This is a genomic window from Limnobacter sp. MED105 (genome assembly GCF_000170915.1).
Taxonomy (GTDB): Bacteria; Pseudomonadota; Gammaproteobacteria; order Burkholderiales; family Burkholderiaceae_B; genus Limnobacter.
Genome location: NZ_ABCT01000013.1, coordinates 76,964 through 96,755 on the forward strand (window position 1 = coordinate 76,964; position 19,792 = coordinate 96,755).

Here is a 19,792-nt window from a genome sequence, read left to right on the forward strand (position 1 = left end):
TTAACAGCCTGCAAGCCTGTGAAATAGGGCCCAAACACGATGAAAAGAAGTAACAGAACGAAGTCACTTCAAGAATTATTACTGTAATTACGGGTTTTGCGTATTGACTGCATGAACCCAAGACGATTAACTCCCCCTAAAGAGGGTTGGAAAAAGGTGTTAATCCAATAAAGATGTTCATATGCTCACATCTGGTGACACCTTTTCAACTAGCTTTTCCTCGGGAGGAGACATTCATGCCATCAAACCAAATTCTGGTTATTGAGGATCACCCACTTTTCGCAACAGGCATCAAAGACCTGGTTGAATTCGTGGCAACCAACGCAGACATACTCTGCGCGGCCAGCATTGCACACGCGAAAGAATTGTTCAGCAAAAATTCCCCGGCACTTGTGATTACTGACCTGCGTTTGCCAGACTGCCAAGGGCAGGATGTGATTGATACCTTGGCCTTGATGAGTGCAAACCTACCCACCTTGATCATGAGTGGCGACGACACCCTTCTTCACTCCGTGGTACCCAATCAACATGCCCCTTCTTGGACACTGTCCAAATCGGAAGGCTTTGAACAAACTTCGGCGGTGTTGCTGGAGGCACTCACCCGTGCGGGTGTTCAGGTTCAATGGCGCCCCAATGCGCTGTCCAATCGCCAAACCAACGGCGAACACATCACTGGGCGACTTGGTCAAAACAATGGCATTCAGTTAACGCACAAACAACAACAAGTCATGCACTTTCTGGCCTCTGGCCTTTCCAACAAGGAAATTGCCCGCAAGCTTGATTTATCACCAGAAACTATAAAAACACACTTGCGCGAGATTTTCACGCGCATGAATGTGAAAAACAGAACCCAGGCCGTCAGTCTTTATCGCAAAATTCCGCGACTCAACGCATCAGCCATGGCATAAAAACCAAAAGCCGGCAACAAAGCCGGCAATGACTATAACTATAAAATGACAGACAGTTCACTATCAGGGCTAGCCGTATTACTGGGTATTGCTTTATACCCATTCTTTGCAAATCACCTTCCCAATCAGCGGCAAAATGCGGCCGCTGTCATTGGTGTGGTTCTGCTTGGATTCGTAATTCTTGGTTACAACACACCACAAGAACTTGAACACGGCACCCCGTTTCATGCAGCACTGCAGGCCGCGTCATTCCTGTTTTTCGGGAGTGCCTTTCTAGGTCGAAAAAGAGGTGTTGTCGCTGCAGAGCGTTCTGCCCTGGTTCCTTTCGCGATCGGCTGCATCACTGCGATTGCAGACATGTTCACCACTTCTGGGTTGGTATACACGGCCTTTATTACTGTTCAAGCGGTCTGTCTGCTGGCAATTACAAAAACCTACAGCAATTTACCCAAAGTTACCCTGATCAAAGCGGTTTATTTCGGTCTGTTGTACTGTTTGGTCAATGGCCTCTTCCACGCATCAACATCGACAGAACTCGCGTGGATACTGGACTACAGGATTGTGGAAATTCTCTTTTACGTCTTGCTTGGTACCTGCGTTTTTCACATGGTGTTTCAAGATTTTTCACGAACCCGTACGAAAAAAGGTCTTGATGGGCAAACAAGAATTGATCAAGACATCATGAAACTGGCGTTTCGAGGGCGCCGGGTTTTAAAGGACTTTCGTCACGATTTGCGCCAGCCCTTGAGTACCTTAGGCATATTGGCCAGCGTGGGCAAAGCCATTTCGAAAGACCCTGAAGTTACAGCAAGATACCAACACATTCAAACCGCACAAAAAGCGTTGAAAAATATGCTGGAAGATTTCTTTGACCAATTGGGCAATGCAATCCGGTATCCGCAAGATGAAAACGCCGCCCCTATGATGCCGGTAACGGTACATGACATTCTTGGTCCGTTAATCGAAGAATACAGAATGCTGGCCGAGGTCAAAGCGCTTCAAGTTCGCTATGTACCCAGCGAAATTACGGTGACGAGTAACAAGGAAGCTTTGGCCAAGATTATCCGCAATGGTCTGGACAACGCCATCAAATACACCAACAAGGGGGGTGTTGTGGTTGGTCTGCGCAGACGAAAGGGACGGGTATGTATTCAAATTGTGGACACAGGTTCTGGCGTTGAGAACAACAAAGTAGCTGCTCACAACAAAGGCTGGGGCCACGGTTCAAGTATCGTTCGCGATTTGAGCGAACAGATACTCGCCAAAACTGAATGCCGCAACCGCTACTACAATGGCAAATTGGCTGGCTCTGTGTTCGAGGTCATCTTGCCGGAAGAAGCCGAAGTTAGCCATCACAGCAAAAGACCCGCTTTCAATACTCAAACTGTATTTGAAGCACAGGTCATGGCGATGAGCCACGATCATCTTCTGGAAATTCGGCGTCGACTTCCGGTACAAGGATTTGACAAAGTCGAGTTCAGTCTCAATGGTGCTTATCGCGCCTACCTTACCGCCCTGCGTAAAGGCATGTCACCTGTGTATATCCTTTACGCCGGCGACCCAGCCCAAAAAATGCATGCAATCGAGCAATTGAAACTTTTAGGCTCTTTGTTAGACTACGAGCCCTGCTGTATTTTGATTTACAACGCGAGCCTTGAAAACAATCCCCAAGTTGAATTCGGGCGTGAAATGATTAGGGTCCCCTGGATTCCAGGGCAAGCCGATATTAGTCTTGGGGTCATTTCCGAGCTATTTCCCACTCGAGACAACTCCTTGAGTACATTCAGCGAAGCAGCAGTCCATTCTCAAAACACAAACAAGAATTTGGGCAGTAAATCATTGCTGGCGAACTAGGTTTGGCAAATACACACCGCCTGCTTATTTGGCCACGTGTAAAGCGCCCAAGATCGCAGGCCTGCTTGCACCAGTGATTGAAGGGCAATTGCCAGTTGCAGCCAACACGTACTGCGCGCCAAGCCAGGCAAAAGCAGCGGCCTCAACCGCCTGAGTTGGCAAGCCCAAATTCTCAATCGGCAGGAAATCTGCTGGCGCACATTCACAGCGTAGCTGATTAATGAAGGTGCTGTTTTTTGCACCGCCACCGCACACATAAACCTGCTCAACCAAAACAGGTAAACACGACTTTACCGCCCTGACAGCTAAAGCCAGTAGGGTCGCCATGATGTCTTCCGATGAAAGCTCATTAGAGTCTACCAAACACGACTCAAACCAGTGCGCACTGAAATCATCACGACCAGTGCTCTTGGGCCAGGGTTGATGAAAGAAAGGATGGGTCCAAAAACGTTCAAGCAAAGTGTCGTTCGGGCTGCCCATCGCAGCAATTTCACCGTCATTGTCCATAGGCAAGCCAAAGGCGCGCTGAGCCCACAGATCCATCAAACAGTTGGCTGGCCCACAGTCACCACCAGTCAATTCTTGCCCCTGTCCGTTAAGCACCGTGAGGTTTGAAAATCCCCCCAGGTTCAACACAGCGGTTTGGTCGTAAATACCTTTGCCATTCAACCATGCTCGGTGAAAAGCAGGAACCAGCGGAGCACCCTGCCCGCCCAAGGCAACGTCTTTTGAACGCAGGTCATTCACCACATCTATCCGGGTTTTACTGGCCAGCAAAGCTCCATCCAGCATTTGGTAGGTGTATCCGAGATCGGGCCGATGGCGAAGTGTTTGACCGTGTGCGCCAAGCACCCGAACATCAGCCGGCTCTAATCCGAGAAAACACAACAATTCATTCACGGTGCTTGCATACAGCTCCGTCAGGTCTTTTCGAGCCTGCAGAAAAATCGCAATAGGATCAGAATTGGAAGGAAAACGGGGGGGAATTTCTTGCAGCAGTAAGAGAGTTTCTCTCAAACTCTGCGGAAACTCAGCGCTAAGTACGCCGAGAAACCGCATTTCCTGAGTTTTGGAATCAATCTGAACCGCTGCGACGTCAACACCATCTGTACTGGTGCCAGACATGGCGCCCAAGGCAATCATGATTTACTGGGCGCGAGCCAAGCGTTGGGCGGTGGCCAGCTCCATGCGGCGGTCAAGCGCAAGCTGTACGCGCTTGAATTCACCGAATGAATTTCGATCCAATGGTTCAGCCTGAGCCACGGTAATGCTTAAAGGATTTTTCGGAACCCGGTTGACGCGGAACTCATAGTGCAAATGTGGCCCGGTTGCCCAGCCTGTGGCACCCACGTATCCAATCACATCACCCTGTTCTACTTTCTGGCCAACTTTAACGCCTTTGCCAAAACGAGAAAGGTGGGCATAGGCCGTGCTGTAGCCGCTGTGGTGTTGAATTTCCACAAAATTGCCGTACCCGTTTTGCCAGCCAGAAAACTTCACTGTGCCGCTGGCTGTGGCCATAATCGGCGTGCCTGTGGGTGCAGCGTAATCCACGCCATTGTGCGCCTTCCAGCGTTGTTGAATGGGGTGGAAACGACGAGGAGTGAACCCTGAAGAAATTCTGGAGAAAGCCAAAGGCGATCTCAGGAAAGATTTTTTAAGGCTACGACCTTCTTCGTTGTAATAACCCGCGTTTCTATTTCCACTTGGCGCAAACCAATAGGCTTTGTAGGGTTTATTGTTGTTGACGAACTCAACCGCCAACACACGCCCCGAACGCGCCGACCGGCCTTCAAGTGTAAGGTCTTCGTACACTACCTTGAACTCATCGCCCTTTTGCAGTTCGCGGTGAAAGTCAATGTCAGATCCAAAAATTTCCGTCAGTTGAATAGCCACTGAATCGGGCATGCCTGCCTTGTCAGCAGCGGCAAACAGAGATGACTCAATTCGACCGGAGCGGAAAACTATCTGTTTCTCAAAGTTGACAGATTCAAGCTTCGAGACAAATTGCCCATTCAGCTTCTGAACCAGGATCGACTCTTGGCTGTCTTCATCGATGCCGCTTTTGTAGCGGAGCCACTGCAGATCGCCATCAGCGGTTTGCTGAACTGTCAACACACGGCCTGCACGCAGGTTTACCAAATTACGCGCGGTTTTGTCTTGGCCCAAGAAAGTGGCCAGGCCAGCAGTGTTCACACCCATGCGCTCAAGTAAACCCACCAGTGTGTCACCACGGCGAATTCGCTCTTCGGCAACCAATGGATCAAAGGTGTAAACGCCCTCATCTGCGAGGTTAAGTTCAACTGCCTCTACAACCACTTCCGAATTGATTAGAGCGGAATCAACCGGCGAATTTTGAACAGAGCCAGCAATTGCAACCACTGCACCGAGAACAGGGAATGAAAAAAACCCTACAATGACCCACTTTCTGTGATTGTGGGATTGGGGAAGCGCGGAGTCGGCAAATTGCCACCCCGACTGGATAAAGCGCTTGGTAAGAGAAAAGCCCTGTCCCCACGCGGCGATTGCTCGCTCTAATAAATTCTGAAGCATCATGTTTTAGTTTTAAAGGTGTGAAATTTCACGTGCCGATCGCCCACAATCAGCTTTATTTTCAAAAATACAACACTGAAGTTTGCCAGAGTGTAACAAAGGATTGCCAAATGAACCAGTCACCTGATAGTAGGCCCCCCAAAATTACGGAAATTACTGAGAATTTGTCTGATTCCGTTCGGCACGCCCTCGATGTGACCAAGCGTGGCTGCGAAGAACTGTTGATTGAATCGGAATGGATTCAAAAACTGGTTCATAGCGAGAAAACAGGCAAACCCCTGCGCATTAAATTGGGATTGGACCCCACGGCACCCGACATTCATTTGGGCCACACAGTGGTACTCAACAAGCTTCGACAATTGCAAGATTTAGGCCATCAAGTCATTTTTCTGATTGGCGACTTCACGTCCATGATTGGCGATCCATCAGGTCGGAACAGTACTCGACCGCCATTGACCAAGGAACAGGTTCAGGAAAACGCGAAAACCTACCATGAGCAGGCCGTTAAAATTCTGGATCCCCAACGCACAGCAATTGAATTCAACAGTAAATGGCTGATGCCCTTGGGTGCAGACGGCATGATCCGCCTGGCCAGCAGCTACACCGTGGCGCGCATGCTGGAGCGTGATGACTTCACGAAGCGGTATCAATCCGGTACGCCGATTGCCGTGCACGAGTTTTTATACCCACTTCTGCAAGGCTACGACTCAGTTGCGCTGGAAAGCGATTTGGAGTTGGGTGGCACTGATCAAAAATTCAACTTGCTGATGGGTCGAGAGCTGCAAAAACAAAATGGCCAAAGCGCACAATGTATTTTGACCATGCCGCTGTTGGTGGGCACCGATGGTGTGGACAAAATGTCGAAGTCCAAGAACAACTACATTGGCGTAACAGAGACACCTTCCAATATGTTCGGCAAGGTGATGTCAATTTCTGACGAGCTAATGTGGAACTGGTACACCTTGCTTAGCTTTAAATCCCTGGCTGATATTGAAGCGCTGAAACAAGCCTGCGCCAGCGGTGAAAACCCACGCAACGCCAAAGTGGCACTGGCCCAAGAGTTGGTCGCGCGTTTTCACACCCCACAAGCAGCGGTTGACGCACTGAACGAATTCGAAGCACGGTTCAAGCAGGGGGCCTTGCCCGAGGACATGCCCGAGATCAAACTGGATTTGCCGGAAGGTGACGCGGACGCAGGTTTGGCCTGGGTACTGAAAGCTGCCAGCTTGTGTGAAAGCAGCAGCGACGCGAACCGAAATATCCAGCAGGGCGGCGTAAAAATTGACAGCGAGAAGATATCCGACAAAGCCACCCGCTTGGGCAAAGGCACTTACGTGATTCAGGTTGGCAAACGCCGCTTTGCGAAGGTGCACCTGAATTGAACAGCCAAGCTCTTGATTTTGGTGCAATTGTCAGCAAAAAACCGGTGGGATCGCGCTTCATTCTGGTGCGCCATGGAGAAACGGACTGGAACAAGGAAAAGCGCTTTCAGGGCCACACCGACATTGCCCTGAATGCGCACGGCCTGTTGCAAGCTCAATTGCTTCGCAAGTACTTTGATTCGCTGGAAGCGCGAGAAATTTCGCTTTACGATCAGTGCGTCAGCAGCGACTTAACTCGGGCACACACCACCGCATCGACAATTCACGGCTCCAAAACACCCGCCATGCAGTTGTATAAAGGCCTTCGGGAACGTGATTACGGTCATTTGTCGGGCTTGACTGGCGATGAAATGCAGGTCAAAAGCCCCAATGAATTTGCTGGTCTAAAAAACCGAATCCCCGACTCTCCCCTGTCCGGAGGGGAGAGTCTGGCCCAGTTCTACCACAGGGTGGTATCCACGTTTCAGCAAATTTGCGCGGTCAGCACCCACAAAACAATATTGCTGGTGGCCCACGGCGGTGTACTCGATTGTATTTACCGATACTGCACTGGCGAGCTGTTGCATACGCAGCGTGAATGGCAACTGCCCAATTGCGCGCTCAATGTGGTCGATATTGATCCCCAAGGCAATAAAAGTGTGAAACTGTGGGCTTGGACCGGGCATTTGAACCACGACAAACCGGGCCAAAACATGGACGAAGTCGATGGTCGAATCGCTTGAAATCATTTAGAATGTTGGGCTTGTCTTGAACCCAATCCTTTCCGGAAATCGTTATGTTTGACCGCCAAAAGGGCATCGCCCAAACCGACCCAGAATTGTGGACTGCCATGCAGCAGGAAACCACCCGCCAGGAAGACCACATTGAGTTGATCGCGTCTGAAAACTACGCGAGCCCAGCCGTGATGGAAGCCCAGGGTTCACAGCTGACCAATAAGTATGCCGAAGGCTACCCCGGCAAGCGCTATTACGGCGGTTGCGAACATGTGGACACAGTTGAAGATCTGGCCATTGAGCGCCTGAAAAAACTGTTTGGCGCCGAAGCCGCCAACGTACAACCCAATTCTGGCTCACAGGCCAATCAGGCTGTATTTTTTGCATTGCTGCAACCCGGCGACACCATCATGGGCTTGTCGCTGGCTGAAGGTGGTCACCTAACCCACGGCATGCCGCTGAACATGTCTGGCAAGTGGTTCAACGTGGTTTCTTACGGCCTGAACAAGGAAGAAGCCATTGATTATGACCAGGTTGAAGCTTTGGCACGCGAACACAAACCCAAAATCATCATCGCGGGTGCATCGGCCTACGCCCTGCGTATCGACTTTGAGCGCTTTGCCAAAATCGCCAAGGAAGTGGGCGCCTACTTCATGGTGGACATGGCCCACTACGCGGGTTTGATTGCTGCGGGTGTGTACCCCAACCCTGTACCGCATGCTGATGTGTGCACATCGACCACGCACAAATCGCTGCGTGGCCCACGTGGCGGCATCATCTTGATGAAAGAGGAACTGGCCAAGAAAATCAACAGCGCAATTTTCCCCGGCATTCAGGGCGGTCCCCTGATGCATGTGATTGCTGGCAAAGCAGTGGCCTTCCACGAAGCCCTGCAACCTGCATTCAAGGAATACCAGCAGCAAGTAGTGTTGAATGCCAAGGCTTTGGCTGAAACCCTGGTTGAGCGAGGCTTGCGTATCGTGTCTGGCCGCACCGAAAGCCACGTGATGCTTGTTGACCTGCGTGCCAAGGGCATCACCGGCAAAGCTGCCGAAGCGGCTTTGGGCAATGCACACATCACAGTGAACAAGAACGCGATTCCGAACGACCCCGAGAAGCCATTTGTAACCAGCGGCATTCGCTTGGGTAGCCCTGCAATGACCACACGTGGCTTCAAGGAAGAGCAGGCCCGCGCAGTCGGTCACCTGATCGCCGACGTACTTGAAAACCCGGAAGACGAAGCCACATTGGCCACGGTCCGCGCCAAGGTCAAGGAATTGACCAGCCAGTTTCCTGTTTACAAGTAAGCAAGGGGCCACGGCGTCATGAAATGCCCTTTCTGTGGCAACGCCGACACCCAGGTAGTCGATTCGCGCACGTCTGAAGAAGGCGACGCGATTCGACGCCGCAGGCAGTGCAGCAGCTGCGGCAAACGCTTCACGACCTACGAACGGGCCGAACTGTTTTTGCCCGCAATCGTCAAAAAAGACGGTTCACGCGTCGAATTTTCACGAGACAAACTTCGCGGCAGTTTGATGCTTGCCTTGCGCAAACGCCCGGTTCGCGCCGAGGCCATTGATGACGCCATTTCAAGCATTGAAGAAAAACTGCTGGTGAGCGCCGCTCGGGAAGTAGACACGAAGTTTTTGGGTGAGTTGGTGATGCAACAACTCAAACAACTCGATACAGTGGCCTACATTCGTTTCGCATCGGTCTACAAAAGCTTTGAAGACCTGCAAAGTTTCTCTGAAGAAATTGCACATTTAACTGCCCCTGCCGAAAGCACAGGCAACACCAGTAAAACCAAAGCCCGACCCCCCGCCAAAAAAGGCGCCTAAAAGTAACTGTGAAGTAACTGAAGCCATGGCCACCTTTTCTCCCACCGACGAACACTGGATGCAGCATGCGCTGAACCTGGCCTGGAAGGGACAGTACAGCACCACGCCGAACCCACGCGTGGGTTGTGTGTTTGTGCGCGATGGCGTGGCGATTGCAGAGGGCTTTCATGCCAAGGCCGGTGAAGGCCATGCGGAAGTACAAGCCATTGCCGACTCCAGGGCTCGCGGTGTCTCCCTGGCAGGCAGCACCGCCTATGTAACCCTGGAACCCTGCGCCCACCATGGGCGCACCGGCCCCTGTGCTGAAGCACTGGTGGCAACGGGTGTAGCGCGGGTTGTAGCGGCGGTTCTAGACCCCAACCCGCTGGTGTCAGGCAAAGGCATGGCGATTTTACAAGCGGCTGGCATTGAGACCGCGCACGGTGTGTTGATTGAACAGGCGCGCTGGATTAACCGTGGTTTTTTCAGTCGCATGGAACGCCAACGCCCCTGGGTGCGCTTGAAAGTTGCCAGCAGCGCCGACGGTATCAGCGCGCTGAACAATGGGGCAAGCCAGTGGATCACCGGCGAGGCAGCCCGGCTGCATGGCCACCACCTGCGTGCGCAAGCCTGTGCGGTGCTCAGTGGCATTGGCACAGTAAAAGCCGACAACCCGCAACTGAATGTGCGCGGCATTGACACGGAACGCCAGCCCTTGAAAGTGATTGTGGACAGCAAGCTGGAAATTTCACCCGATGCCCGCCTGCTTCAATCCGGGCGCGTACTGATTGCACACACTGAACCACACAGACCGGGCTGGCTGACGACACACCCGAACGCAGCAAATATCGAGGCCTTGAACGTGGCGCCAGTGGCGGCAGGTTTGCATGCTGGCAAAGTAAAAACGGATTTGCTGCGCCTGTTACAAGAACTGGCACAACGTGGTATCAATGAGTTGCACCTCGAGGCAGGCTTCGGCCTGAACGGTTCGTTCCTGCAAGCGGGCCTAGTCGATGAAATTGTGCAATACATTGCCCCTCGATTTCTGGGGCCAGGCCAAGGCCTGTTCCGCCTGCCAGAACTCGAAGCCCTGCCCGCTTATGTCAGCTGGGCAATTCAGTCATTTGAACAAATTGGACCAGACCTGCGAATTACGTGGGTTCAAAATAATCAGGAGTAGTAGCACCCATGTTCACCGGAATTATTGAATCAATCGGTCAAATCAAAACTGTTGAGCCCTTGCAGGACTCAACTTATGCAGGAGTACGTCTTGCAGTGCATGCACCCTCGCTCGACTTCTCAGACGTCAAACTGGGGGACAGCATCGCCATTCAAGGTGCCTGCATGACCGTGGTGGCCATGCAAGATCAAACCTTTCACGTGGATGTCTCGCAGGAAAGCTTGTCGAAGACCGTGGGTTTAAGTCAACCCGGTGAAGTGAACCTGGAAAAAGCCATGCGCCTGTCCGATCGTGTTGGCGGTCACCTGGTCAGCGGTCATGTGGATGGTTTGGGCAGTGTGGTTGATTTTTCGCCAGTCGGTGAAAGCTGGCACTTGCAAATACGCGCGCCAAAATCCCTGTCGCCTTTCTTCGCCTACAAGGGTTCGGTCACAGTGAATGGCGTCAGCCTGACCGTGAACCAAGTCGATGACCATGCAAGCGGCGAATGCGATATTCACATCAACCTGATTCCGCACACGGTTCAAATGACCACCCTGAAACATTTGAAAGCGGGCAGCCCAGTGAATCTGGAAATTGACCAGATCGCCAGGTACTGCGAGCGAATCGTGAAGACGATGAATTTGAATCAGGGCTAAATGGTCGGGTTGTAGAAAAAAGGGGGCCGAGGCCCCCTTCTTATTAGAATGTGTAATTCACAGTGATGGTGTAGCCATCCGCTTTTACACTGTCCTTGTCATAGAAATTCTCGTATCCGATTCGATATTCAAGCGGACCCACAACATATGAAATGCCGAGGCCGTAAGCCGCTGAATCGCCTGAGTCTGAAGCGCGGAGTCCAAACCCTTGCGCAGTGACCTCTAGATCGTTGTAGCCCAAGCTACCGTAAAGCCTGAAGTTTTCGTCTCCCAGTGGGTATGTTCCCACAATGTTAGCGCTGACATAACGATCAACTTCAAACACGGCACCCGCAAAATTACCCTTGCTTTGACCACGCCCCAAACGGCCCTCGAGGGCGACGAAACGATTCACCCGATAACCGCCAACAACCGAGACTGTAGACAAATCAAATGTGACACCGTCTTGCTGATAATCAATGTTGGAATATGAACCACCCATGTACAGCCTGTTTTTATCCAAAGTCATGGACATGGCCGAAAAAGGCAGCAGAAACGCTGTGGCGATTATTAGTTTTTTCATGCAGACATTACTCCTTGAGGCAAGCCTGCACTATAAATTAGTTTACTTTTGTAAGTAATTTACTCATTTTGGGGGTTGCACTATCACCCGAAATAGGCATTTCACATGGATTGACCATTTCACTGCACACTGAGCTTCCCAAACAGGGCCTTGGCTTTCGATTTGGTATTGTCTGAATCAGCGCCCAAAGCCAAGCCCGTGATCATCACGGGCCCTTCTGGCAATTCTTTGCCGAACGCCTTACGTGCATCAGCCTGCAAATCCCGGTTTTCTGAAACCAGCTCAGCTGCGCTGGCTATATCGCGAAGCACAATGTTTTTCACACGGTCAGTGTAGGGATTATCAAACACCTGCCCTACTTTTTCACCCGGCGTACCCCACACATAACACAGGGTGGCCGCGGGCAAGCGCTCACCGGAAACAGTGCGCGCAGCGGCCAATGCAAGGCGGGTTCCAAGACCAATTTTGCTTTCATCCACCTGGACAAAAGCGCACAGTTTTGCGCCCGCATCGTCGCCCGCCTTGGTCTGCAAATTCGCCTTTGCTGGTTGGGTTAATACCTGCCATTCCCAACCCAATGTCTTCAATGCCTTCGGCTTATCAAACAGATGCACCAAGGTGCCGTAAGCCTTGTCTGCGTCAGCAAGCAACACTGTTTTCTCGCCGTTTTTCTGCAAGCTGAACTCGGTGTGTGCTGCAATGTCCGGGTGAAACTGGGGTTTCCATACAGCAGGAATTCCGGCAGACACATCGGTCGGCCATTGGGGCAAGGCCTCGGAGGCATGCAAAGGCATGCTTATGCAGATCAAGCTGGCTGCGAGTGCGCCAGCCACGCGTGCCTTTTTGGCACCTGTCCCATTTGGGGTTTTCATCAGCTCCTGTTTCACTGTCTGCATTTTTTCCTCACGACTAATTCTTGTCAGACCTTAACTGTCGGGTAACGTTCGACCCAATCTTCAGGGACACAACCTTGCAATACGGCCTGTTGCAAATCTTCGGGCTCGTCGATGTCAAGTTGCGCCTCAAACCATTTGGCTTCAATGCCAAGTCCGTCAAGTGCCTGGCGGGTTTGTGCAGCCACCTGCGCACCTCCCCATTGAATATGGCCAGAAAATACGGAGGACACACAACGCGTGCAAGCCAAGGCTACATAACCCCCGTCCAGCGCAGGGACGAAGGCCAATTCATGTTGTTTGGCGGCTTTTTCAAGTGCGCGCAGATCGTTCAACGTGAACTGCACTGCATCTGGCCCCAACAGCACAACCACCTCACTGTGCTTCAAATGGGTTTGAACTGCAGTTTGCATGCGCACACCCAAATGCCCTTCCGGTTGAATGCAGCGTGTCACCTGTCGCCCGGCCAGTAATGAATCCCACTGTGCGTCACTGCCGCCATCAGTCCACAAGACCACGTTCGCACCACTTAATTTATCCAGCGTACTGAGCAACAGATATCGGGCAAATTCTGCGCATTGTTCAGCGCCCAGCATGGGCTCCAGCCTGGTTTTTACACGCCCGGCCTGTGGATACTTCGCAAAAACAGCCACGGTCAAAGGGATCTTTTCGCGCGCATCTGCATACTGCCGCGCCAGCTCGGTAGCAGGCACCCCACGCCAGTACTGATAGCGAAAGCGCCACATCAACAGGATTGTTTTCCATGCGCCCTGGGTGTCCCAGCGTCGGCCAGAAGTCATCACGGGTGTGTCGATTGGCAGAAAGCACGGTGCGGCCACCTGTTTCAAGCGCTTGCTCCATTCAATGTCTTCCATCAAGGGTTGCTCAGGAAAACCGCCAACCTTTTCAAACAGCAGTCGACTGGCAAACAGGGCTTGATCACCTGTGGAGATTTTGCTGAAGCGGGAGCGATGATTCATGAACCAAGCCACTACAGGCAACCACCTGCTTTGCCCGGAAATTCGCACATTGAACCGACCCCATACAGACTGACCGCCGCGAGCCTGAAGCGCCTGAGAAAAACCGTTCCATGCAGCAGCATTCAGAACAGTGTCCGCATGCAGAAAAAGCAGAATGTCACCCTTGGCCGTGGCTGCACCGCAGTTCATTTGTCGCGCACGACCTTTTTGACTTTGAATGGCAGTAATTTGCAGATGCACCGCCAAGGATTGCAGGGTTTGCCAGCTTGCATCGCTCGAACCGCCATCGACCAAGATGATTTCATCACAAGGTCGAAGCAATTCAATCAGAGCGTGAATTCGCGGGGTGAAACTGTCACGATCAATGGTGGGTACTTCATTGAATACCGGCACCACAATCGACACGGAAGGCGCAGCAAAAGGCACCATATGCAGGCTTTAAAAGAACAGGGAGGCCAGTCCCAGGAAAATAAAGAAGCCCATGCTGTCAGTGGTAAAGGTCAGCAGCACGGAAGACCCCATGGCTGGGTCACGCCCCATTTTCTCCAAACCCAAAGGCACCAGCACACCAATCAGCGAGCCAACCAACAGGTTCAACATCACAGCAAGGGTCATCAACAAGCCCAACATGACGGCGTTGGGTGACCCGAAATACAGGCCCCATGCCGCAAGGCCTGCCACGCTGCCCCACACCAAACCGTTCAAGCCAGCAATGGCCAGTTCTTTCTTCAGCAACAATTTGAAATTCGCAGCGGTTACCTGGCCAAGTGCCAGCGAGCGAATCATCAAGGTCATGGTCTGGTTGCCCGAATTGCCCGCAATACCCGCCACAATGGGCATCAAAGTGGCCAAGGCGACGACTTTGGCAATCGTGCCTTCGAAGGAGTCAATCACGCGACTTGCAAAAAAAGCGGTACACAGATTCAGACCCAGCCACATCCAACGGTTTTTGGCAGACTCCCACACCGACGCAAACAGATCTTCTTCTTCACGCAAACCAGCACTCGAGAGCAGGTCTGCTTCGCTTTCCTCGCGAATCACATCCACGACTTCATTCACGGTCAGGCGACCAATCAGCTTTCCGGATGGATCAAGAACGGGCGCCGACACAAGATCGTAACGCTCAAAGGCCTGCGCAGCTTCATAGGCATCGTCCAATGCAGACAGCATCAGCACTTCACGACTCATCACCTCGCTCACCAGGGTTTCTGGTTCATTTACCAAAAGGCGGTCCAAGGGCAGACTGCCCTTGAAGTGATCGACCCGATCGACCACAAACACCTGATCGGTTTGATCTGGCAATTCATCAAACCTGCGCAGGTAGCGCAACACCACTTCCAGTGTCACATCATCGCGAATTGTCACCATGTCGAAGTCCATGCGCGCACCCACCGTGTCTTCCGGGTAACTCATGGCTGCGCGTAGTTGTTCGCGCTCCTCAAGGCTCAGGCTGCTGGCCAGTTTTTCCACCACATCGCGTGGCAAATCGGGGGCCAATTCCGCAATTTCATCTGCGTCCAGAGATTCGGTGGCAGCAAACAGTTCTTCGCTGTCCATGGACTTGATCAGGCTTTCACGAACGGCATCGCTCAATTCAAGAAGAATGTCGCCATCGCGTTCAGAGCGCACCAGGCTCCACACCAACATCCGCTCTTCTTGCGGCAAACTTTCCAGTACATAGGCCACGTCAGCAGGGTGCAACAGATACAGCTTGTTACCCAGTTCGGTCAGGTGCTGTCGGTGCACCAGCTCTTCGACCAGGCTTTGCCGCTGCGGATTGACTGTGGTTTGCTGATTGTGAACAACGCTTTCAATGACTTTCTGTTTGCGCAACATCGCCTGCACTTCGGCCAGGGCCCTCTGTGCATCATCGAGATCGTGAGGCAGCTCAATCGCTGGCTCTTGATCGTTGTAGTCGATGTTTTGTTCGCTCAAGTCAAAAGTCCCGAATCAGGATTACAAAAACTGGAATGCCACCACGGCCACCAATGTTGGGCCGAGCGCCGCAATCAACAGCTTGCCTGCATTGATGGAGCCGTCGTTGAAATACTTTTGCAAAATCGCAAATCCCGCCGGATTGGGCGCATTGGCGATCACGGTCAGGCCGCCGCCAGTCACGGCACCTGCCACCAGCGCATATTTGAACTGCTCATCCACACCTTCAACCAAAGAACCCAGGTAGGTCAATGCCGCATTGTCTGTGATTGCGGTCAAGGCAGTTGCACCGTAATACAACGCGGTGGGGCTCATTTCCTTCAACACATCTTGAAGCCACCAAGCCTGCATACCGCCCAACACCACCAAACCAGCCAGGAAAAATGCCACCATCAAGCCTTCTTTCAGAATCAGGCGGTCCTGGTAGCGGCTGTATGCGCTGGTATATCCCAGGAAAAACAGGAACAGCCCCATGAACATGGCCGCATGGTGCGCAAACACCACCACCCCGACCAAAAACAGCAGGTGTGTGGCAATCACCCAGATTGGCATGTCCTCTTTGGGACCATTCTCGGCTGGCTTTTTCATCGCTGTCAGTTCTTTGGCAAACAGGAAGGTGACCGCCGTGGCATTCACAAACACGGCAATCGCCGCCTTCCAGCCAAACATGGTCAGCATGTACTGCATGTCAAAGCCCCACTTCGCAGCCACCATCAACACAGGTGGCGCAGCAAATGGGGTCAATGTACCGCCGATCGAAATATTCACAAACAACACGCCCAGCGTGCCGTACATCAGTTTGTTGCTGATGCCTTGGGAATAGAAACGATCGCGCAACAGGAAGGCCGCGAGAGTCATGGCTGCCGGCTCTGTGATGAAGGAGCCCAGCAATGGCACAATCGACAAAGTGGTGAAAAAATAAGCCACCTGCCTGTCAATCGGAATGACAGAAGCCACCACTCGAACGATTCGTCCTGCCAGCACCAGAATCGGCTTGCTGGCTGCAATCACCATAATGGCGAACACAAACAAAGGTTCGGTGTAATTGCGCGTGTCGACATAATCCAGTGCTGCGGTTTGACCGATCACGAAGAACATGAAGACAACCAGCACCATGGCCCAAAAGCCAAACACCGCCTCCACTTCACCCAGCAAATGCCACAAACCCGCATGGTTGGGCTGTGTGTGTGCAAGTCGTTCAAAGTACTTGGTTGAAAACGTGTGTATGACCGCAATGGCGAACAGACTTGCGCCAATGATCTCTATGGTGGTCGGGTTCATGTCGGGTCCCTTTGATTATTTTTTATAGTTGATTGTTGGAAAACAGCGCCTTGCCTTCACGATCAAGCACCGACGAAACAGGTACCCAACCACGCAGGCTGTTGATCAACCACATGGCTTGAGCGCGTTGCAAGTCTTGCACAGTCAGCGCAGTTTGCCGAATCGTATTTTCCCTTAAAAGGCATTGACGCAACACACCGGGCAACAAATAAGTGCCTGAGTCTGTAGATATTTGTGGTGTTAAATACTCGCCATCAATTTTCAGAACAACATTGCAGCGACAAGTTTCAGTCAAGTGGCCATGCTGGTCGTACAGCAACACATCAAAATCACCCTGTGCCTGCTTCTGAAAAAATTCGTATTCGGGCCGATGTGTGGTTTTGTGCAAAATAAACTCGGAAGGCGCCAGCATCGCCCGGTCAGCCAGGCGAATTTGAACAGGTGCATCGCTCAAGGCAAACGCATGCAATTCCAGTTTGAATTCACCGACCGCGTTAAGCAAGCAGCGCGCACGAAAAACTCCTTCGGTATGCTCGGCAGCAGTTTGATGCAAAGTTTTCTTTACTTCGGACAGATTGAACACGTAGGAAAAATTGTCGGCACTGGCGGACATCCGTTGCAGATGTTCATCCAGATTCACCCATTGCCCCTGTTCCAGACGCAATGTTTCAAGCACCTGAAAATCACAGGTGGCCTGCCGCAGGAAAGTTGTTTTCTGCCACCATTCCTTCTTTTCATCTTCTTCGGTTGAATACCAGGTAATGCCACTGCCTACGCCGTATTCCAGAACACCGTCGTGTTCAATCACGGTACGAATCGGCACATTGAAATGTGCATGACCACCAGGACTGAGGACTCCCAAAGCACCGCAATAAAAATTGCGTGGAACCGCTTCCCATTCAGCGATTCGCAGCATGGCCTGCGATTTCGGCGCCCCAGTGACACTGCCGCATGGAAACAGGGCTGCAAACAAGTCCGCCAAGGTAACACCAGGCGCAGTTTGACCAATGATGCTGGAAGTCATTTGATCCACCGTGGGCAAATGCATGACATCAAACAGCGACCGAACCTGCACTGACCGTGGTTTGCAAACTTTCGCCATATCGTTGCGAAGAAGGTCTACGATCATGACGTTTTCTGCACGGTCTTTTTCGCTGTCGCTTAGCACACCAAATCCACTGGACACGGGATTGCGGGTGCCTTTCATTGGTGCGGTTTGTAGTTCTGTACCATCCCACTGAAAAAACAATTCCGGGGACAGGCTAATTGCGTTGAACGCACTGCCACGCAAGAACAGACTCTGGGGCGCAGCTTGTGTCAAATACAAATGCTGAAACAAAGCCCAGGCATCAATGCCGCCACTTGGCGCCTTAAGGCGTGTGGTCAAATTGATTTGATAAAATTCGCCCGCCTCGATGGCCTTGCGAACCAGTTGAAATGAATCTGAATATTCACTGTGCGTTTGCTGGTCTTGCCAAGGAGAAAACCCACCATCGAGGACAAGCGCTTGAAGCTGCTCAAGTGGATAAACACGCACCTGCCCCGCATCAAATGCGTGAAATTCAATCAAGGGGAAATTCGGGTTGCGACACACTTGCAATGAAGCATCAAACGCGCAGGCCGCTTCATAACTCAAACCGCCCACAACATACATGCCTTGCCGGGACAAGGCGTGTGCTTGCACCAGAACGGATTCAACTTCGTCCGGAACAAAACTACCCAGTACAGCCACCGGTTTGCCGATCGCAACACACAGTCCTTCCGGCGCCTGGGCGTTGGTCATTCTGGCGTGCCATGCGGCGGCTACAAACTGAGAAGACATGAAGAACAAACGCCCGCGCTACCCGTGAAGCATCAATTGTAACGCGGCTTTGCGCAGAACTCAGCGATCTGACTGACCCAGGTGGAAGAACTCATACACTGCATCTTTTTTGGCAATCGTGTCGGCAATGCCCATTCGAATTAACTCACGGGTGTAGTTTGCTTCGAACAGCAGGTAACTGGCCAAAGAGGAACCACTGGCCTCCGTAGCTCCCAAAGCCGACAACAAAGTGCGCACCGGGCGGGGCAAATCTTTCGTGTGGCGTGCTGCAATTTCATCAATCCTTTCAGAAGGTGAAATCACCAACAGCTCAATCGGTTTCAATATAGTTTTTGTAGCCATTTCGGGCGGCAACAATCCCAGCGTTTTGTTGACGCGGCTCAAGCGCTCAATGTCGATCGACAAGCTGTCCAGAAAAATGGATGCCATGGCATGGCCTGCAATTTGAGCCAGGCTGGGATACGCATTCTGGATTTCAACACGCTGCGTATGGTCTTTGTCCGATTGACTGGAGCCAATCACCATCACCCGGTTTGCCCCCAGATGGATTGCGGGACTAATTGGGGCCAATTGGCGAATGGAACCATCACCAAAATGCTCCATCTGCCCCTCGATATTTAGTTTCACTGCTGGAAATACAAAAGGAATTGCTGCAGAGGCCAACAGATGCTCGACAGTGATCCGATCGGGCAATGCCACCCTTTGCGTTCTGGCCCAGCTTTCAATGGCCTTCTGGGTTTGAAAGAAGGTTACGCTGCGACCAGAACTGTAGCTGGATGCAGTCACTGCCAAAGCGTGAATGGTGCCGTTTTCAAGTGCTTCATCCAGCCTTCGAAAATGCAACAACTCGTGCATTAAGTGCGAGAGAGGGGAATTGTCGAGCAGGCACTTGGGGCGCTTGCGAAGCATCCAGCCAATCGAAAGTGCAGACAACCAGCGTGCACCGGTGCGAATAATACCCAAGGAGTCTGAGCGGAATACTTGATCTGAGCTGAAGTTTTCCCAGACTTTGAGCATGCGGTCCGTAGACTGATAAAAGTTGCGACCTGCACAAGCCAAGGCTGCCGCATTAATTGCACCAGCCGAAGTACCGCACAAAATTTTGAATGGAAAATCGAATTCGCGTTTGTTTTCTTGCTCAAACCACTTGGCAAGCTGATGCAAAACACCCACCTGATAAGCGGCCCGTGCGCCGCCTCCTGACAACACCAGTCCGGTGATGTCATCATGCTCTTCACTGTGAAATGTGTCTTGATCGCTCATGAAACCATTGT

General features: G+C 51.9%; 17 protein-coding genes. 8 read left to right on the forward strand and 9 right to left on the reverse strand.

Annotation, left to right across the window (positions count from 1 at the left end):
• Positions 1 to 236: 236 nt before the first annotated feature.
• Together LMED105_RS12015 and LMED105_RS12020 are read left to right on the forward strand one after the other, a co-directional pair.
• Positions 237 to 908, forward strand: a complete 672-nt coding sequence (locus LMED105_RS12015; RefSeq protein WP_008251657.1) for a response regulator transcription factor — start codon at positions 237 to 239, stop codon at positions 906 to 908.
• 45 nt (positions 909 to 953) lie between these two features.
• A complete protein-coding gene (locus LMED105_RS12020) occupies positions 954 to 2,762 on the forward strand; it encodes a HAMP domain-containing sensor histidine kinase (RefSeq protein ID WP_008251659.1) in 1,809 nt (602 codons plus the stop codon).
• 24 nt (positions 2,763 to 2,786) lie between these two features.
• Here the strand turns inward: LMED105_RS12020 and LMED105_RS12025 are convergent, their stop codons facing one another.
• Both LMED105_RS12025 and LMED105_RS12030 read right to left on the reverse strand, forming a co-directional pair.
• Positions 2,787 to 3,905, reverse strand: coding sequence for an anhydro-N-acetylmuramic acid kinase (locus LMED105_RS12025; protein ID WP_008251660.1), 1,119 nt, complete (start codon positions 3,903 to 3,905; stop codon positions 2,787 to 2,789).
• A 3-nt stretch (positions 3,906 to 3,908) separates the two neighbouring features.
• Positions 3,909 to 5,144 carry a peptidoglycan DD-metalloendopeptidase family protein gene (locus LMED105_RS12030; RefSeq protein WP_008251662.1) on the reverse strand — a complete coding sequence of 412 codons (1,236 nt, stop codon included), beginning with the start codon at positions 5,142 to 5,144 and terminating at the stop codon, positions 3,909 to 3,911.
• 281 nt (positions 5,145 to 5,425) lie between these two features.
• Here LMED105_RS12030 and tyrS point away from each other — a divergent pair, with 281 nt between their 5' ends.
• The 6 genes from tyrS to LMED105_RS12060 are packed head-to-tail and all read left to right on the forward strand — an operon-like array spanning position 5,426 to position 11,045.
• Positions 5,426 to 6,697, forward strand: coding sequence for a tyrosine--tRNA ligase (tyrS, locus tag LMED105_RS12035; RefSeq protein ID WP_050771232.1), 1,272 nt, complete (start codon positions 5,426 to 5,428; stop codon positions 6,695 to 6,697).
• The gene (locus LMED105_RS12040) at positions 6,694 to 7,419 is read left to right on the forward strand and encodes a histidine phosphatase family protein (protein ID WP_008251675.1); all 726 of its coding nucleotides are present in this window, start codon (positions 6,694 to 6,696) and stop codon (positions 7,417 to 7,419) included. The genes tyrS and LMED105_RS12040 overlap by 4 nt, the downstream gene beginning before the upstream one ends.
• A gap of 53 nt (positions 7,420 to 7,472) precedes the next feature.
• Positions 7,473 to 8,717, forward strand: coding sequence for a serine hydroxymethyltransferase (gene glyA / locus LMED105_RS12045; protein WP_008251677.1), 1,245 nt, complete (start codon positions 7,473 to 7,475; stop codon positions 8,715 to 8,717).
• An 18-nt stretch (positions 8,718 to 8,735) separates the two neighbouring features.
• Positions 8,736 to 9,248 (forward strand): transcriptional regulator NrdR, encoded by a 513-nt coding sequence (gene nrdR / locus LMED105_RS12050; RefSeq protein ID WP_008251679.1) that lies wholly within the window; start codon positions 8,736 to 8,738, stop codon positions 9,246 to 9,248.
• 25 nt (positions 9,249 to 9,273) lie between these two features.
• Positions 9,274 to 10,407 carry a bifunctional diaminohydroxyphosphoribosylaminopyrimidine deaminase/5-amino-6-(5-phosphoribosylamino)uracil reductase RibD gene (gene ribD / locus LMED105_RS12055; RefSeq protein WP_008251681.1) on the forward strand — a complete coding sequence of 378 codons (1,134 nt, stop codon included), beginning with the start codon at positions 9,274 to 9,276 and terminating at the stop codon, positions 10,405 to 10,407.
• A gap of 8 nt (positions 10,408 to 10,415) precedes the next feature.
• Positions 10,416 to 11,045, forward strand: a complete 630-nt coding sequence (locus LMED105_RS12060) for a riboflavin synthase (RefSeq protein ID WP_008251683.1) — start codon at positions 10,416 to 10,418, stop codon at positions 11,043 to 11,045.
• Between the two features lie 43 nt (positions 11,046 to 11,088).
• On the opposite strand, the gene LMED105_RS12065 is transcribed toward LMED105_RS12060, so the two are convergent.
• The 7 genes from LMED105_RS12065 to LMED105_RS12095 form a co-directional block, all read right to left on the reverse strand.
• A complete protein-coding gene (locus LMED105_RS12065; protein WP_008251685.1) occupies positions 11,089 to 11,607 on the reverse strand; it encodes a porin family protein in 519 nt (172 codons plus the stop codon).
• 119 nt (positions 11,608 to 11,726) lie between these two features.
• Complete coding sequence (locus tag LMED105_RS12070; protein ID WP_198006853.1) at positions 11,727 to 12,479, reverse strand: DUF3047 domain-containing protein; 753 nt, start codon at positions 12,477 to 12,479, stop codon at positions 11,727 to 11,729.
• A gap of 47 nt (positions 12,480 to 12,526) precedes the next feature.
• On the reverse strand, positions 12,527 to 13,909 hold the full coding sequence (locus tag LMED105_RS16690; RefSeq protein WP_008251689.1) for a TIGR04283 family arsenosugar biosynthesis glycosyltransferase: 1,383 nt from the start codon (positions 13,907 to 13,909) through the stop codon (positions 12,527 to 12,529).
• A gap of 9 nt (positions 13,910 to 13,918) precedes the next feature.
• Positions 13,919 to 15,415, reverse strand: a complete 1,497-nt coding sequence (gene mgtE / locus LMED105_RS12080) for a magnesium transporter (RefSeq protein WP_008251691.1) — start codon at positions 15,413 to 15,415, stop codon at positions 13,919 to 13,921.
• Positions 15,416 to 15,436: 21 nt separating this feature from the next.
• Entirely contained in the window at positions 15,437 to 16,696 is a 1,260-nt protein-coding gene (locus LMED105_RS12085) for a putative Na+/H+ antiporter (protein WP_008251692.1), read from the reverse strand.
• A gap of 22 nt (positions 16,697 to 16,718) precedes the next feature.
• Complete coding sequence (locus tag LMED105_RS12090; protein WP_050771227.1) at positions 16,719 to 18,518, reverse strand: bifunctional chorismate-binding protein/class IV aminotransferase; 1,800 nt, start codon at positions 18,516 to 18,518, stop codon at positions 16,719 to 16,721.
• A 60-nt stretch (positions 18,519 to 18,578) separates the two neighbouring features.
• Positions 18,579 to 19,781 (reverse strand): patatin-like phospholipase family protein, encoded by a 1,203-nt coding sequence (locus tag LMED105_RS12095; protein WP_050771228.1) that lies wholly within the window; start codon positions 19,779 to 19,781, stop codon positions 18,579 to 18,581.
• Positions 19,782 to 19,792: the final 11 nt, after the last annotated feature.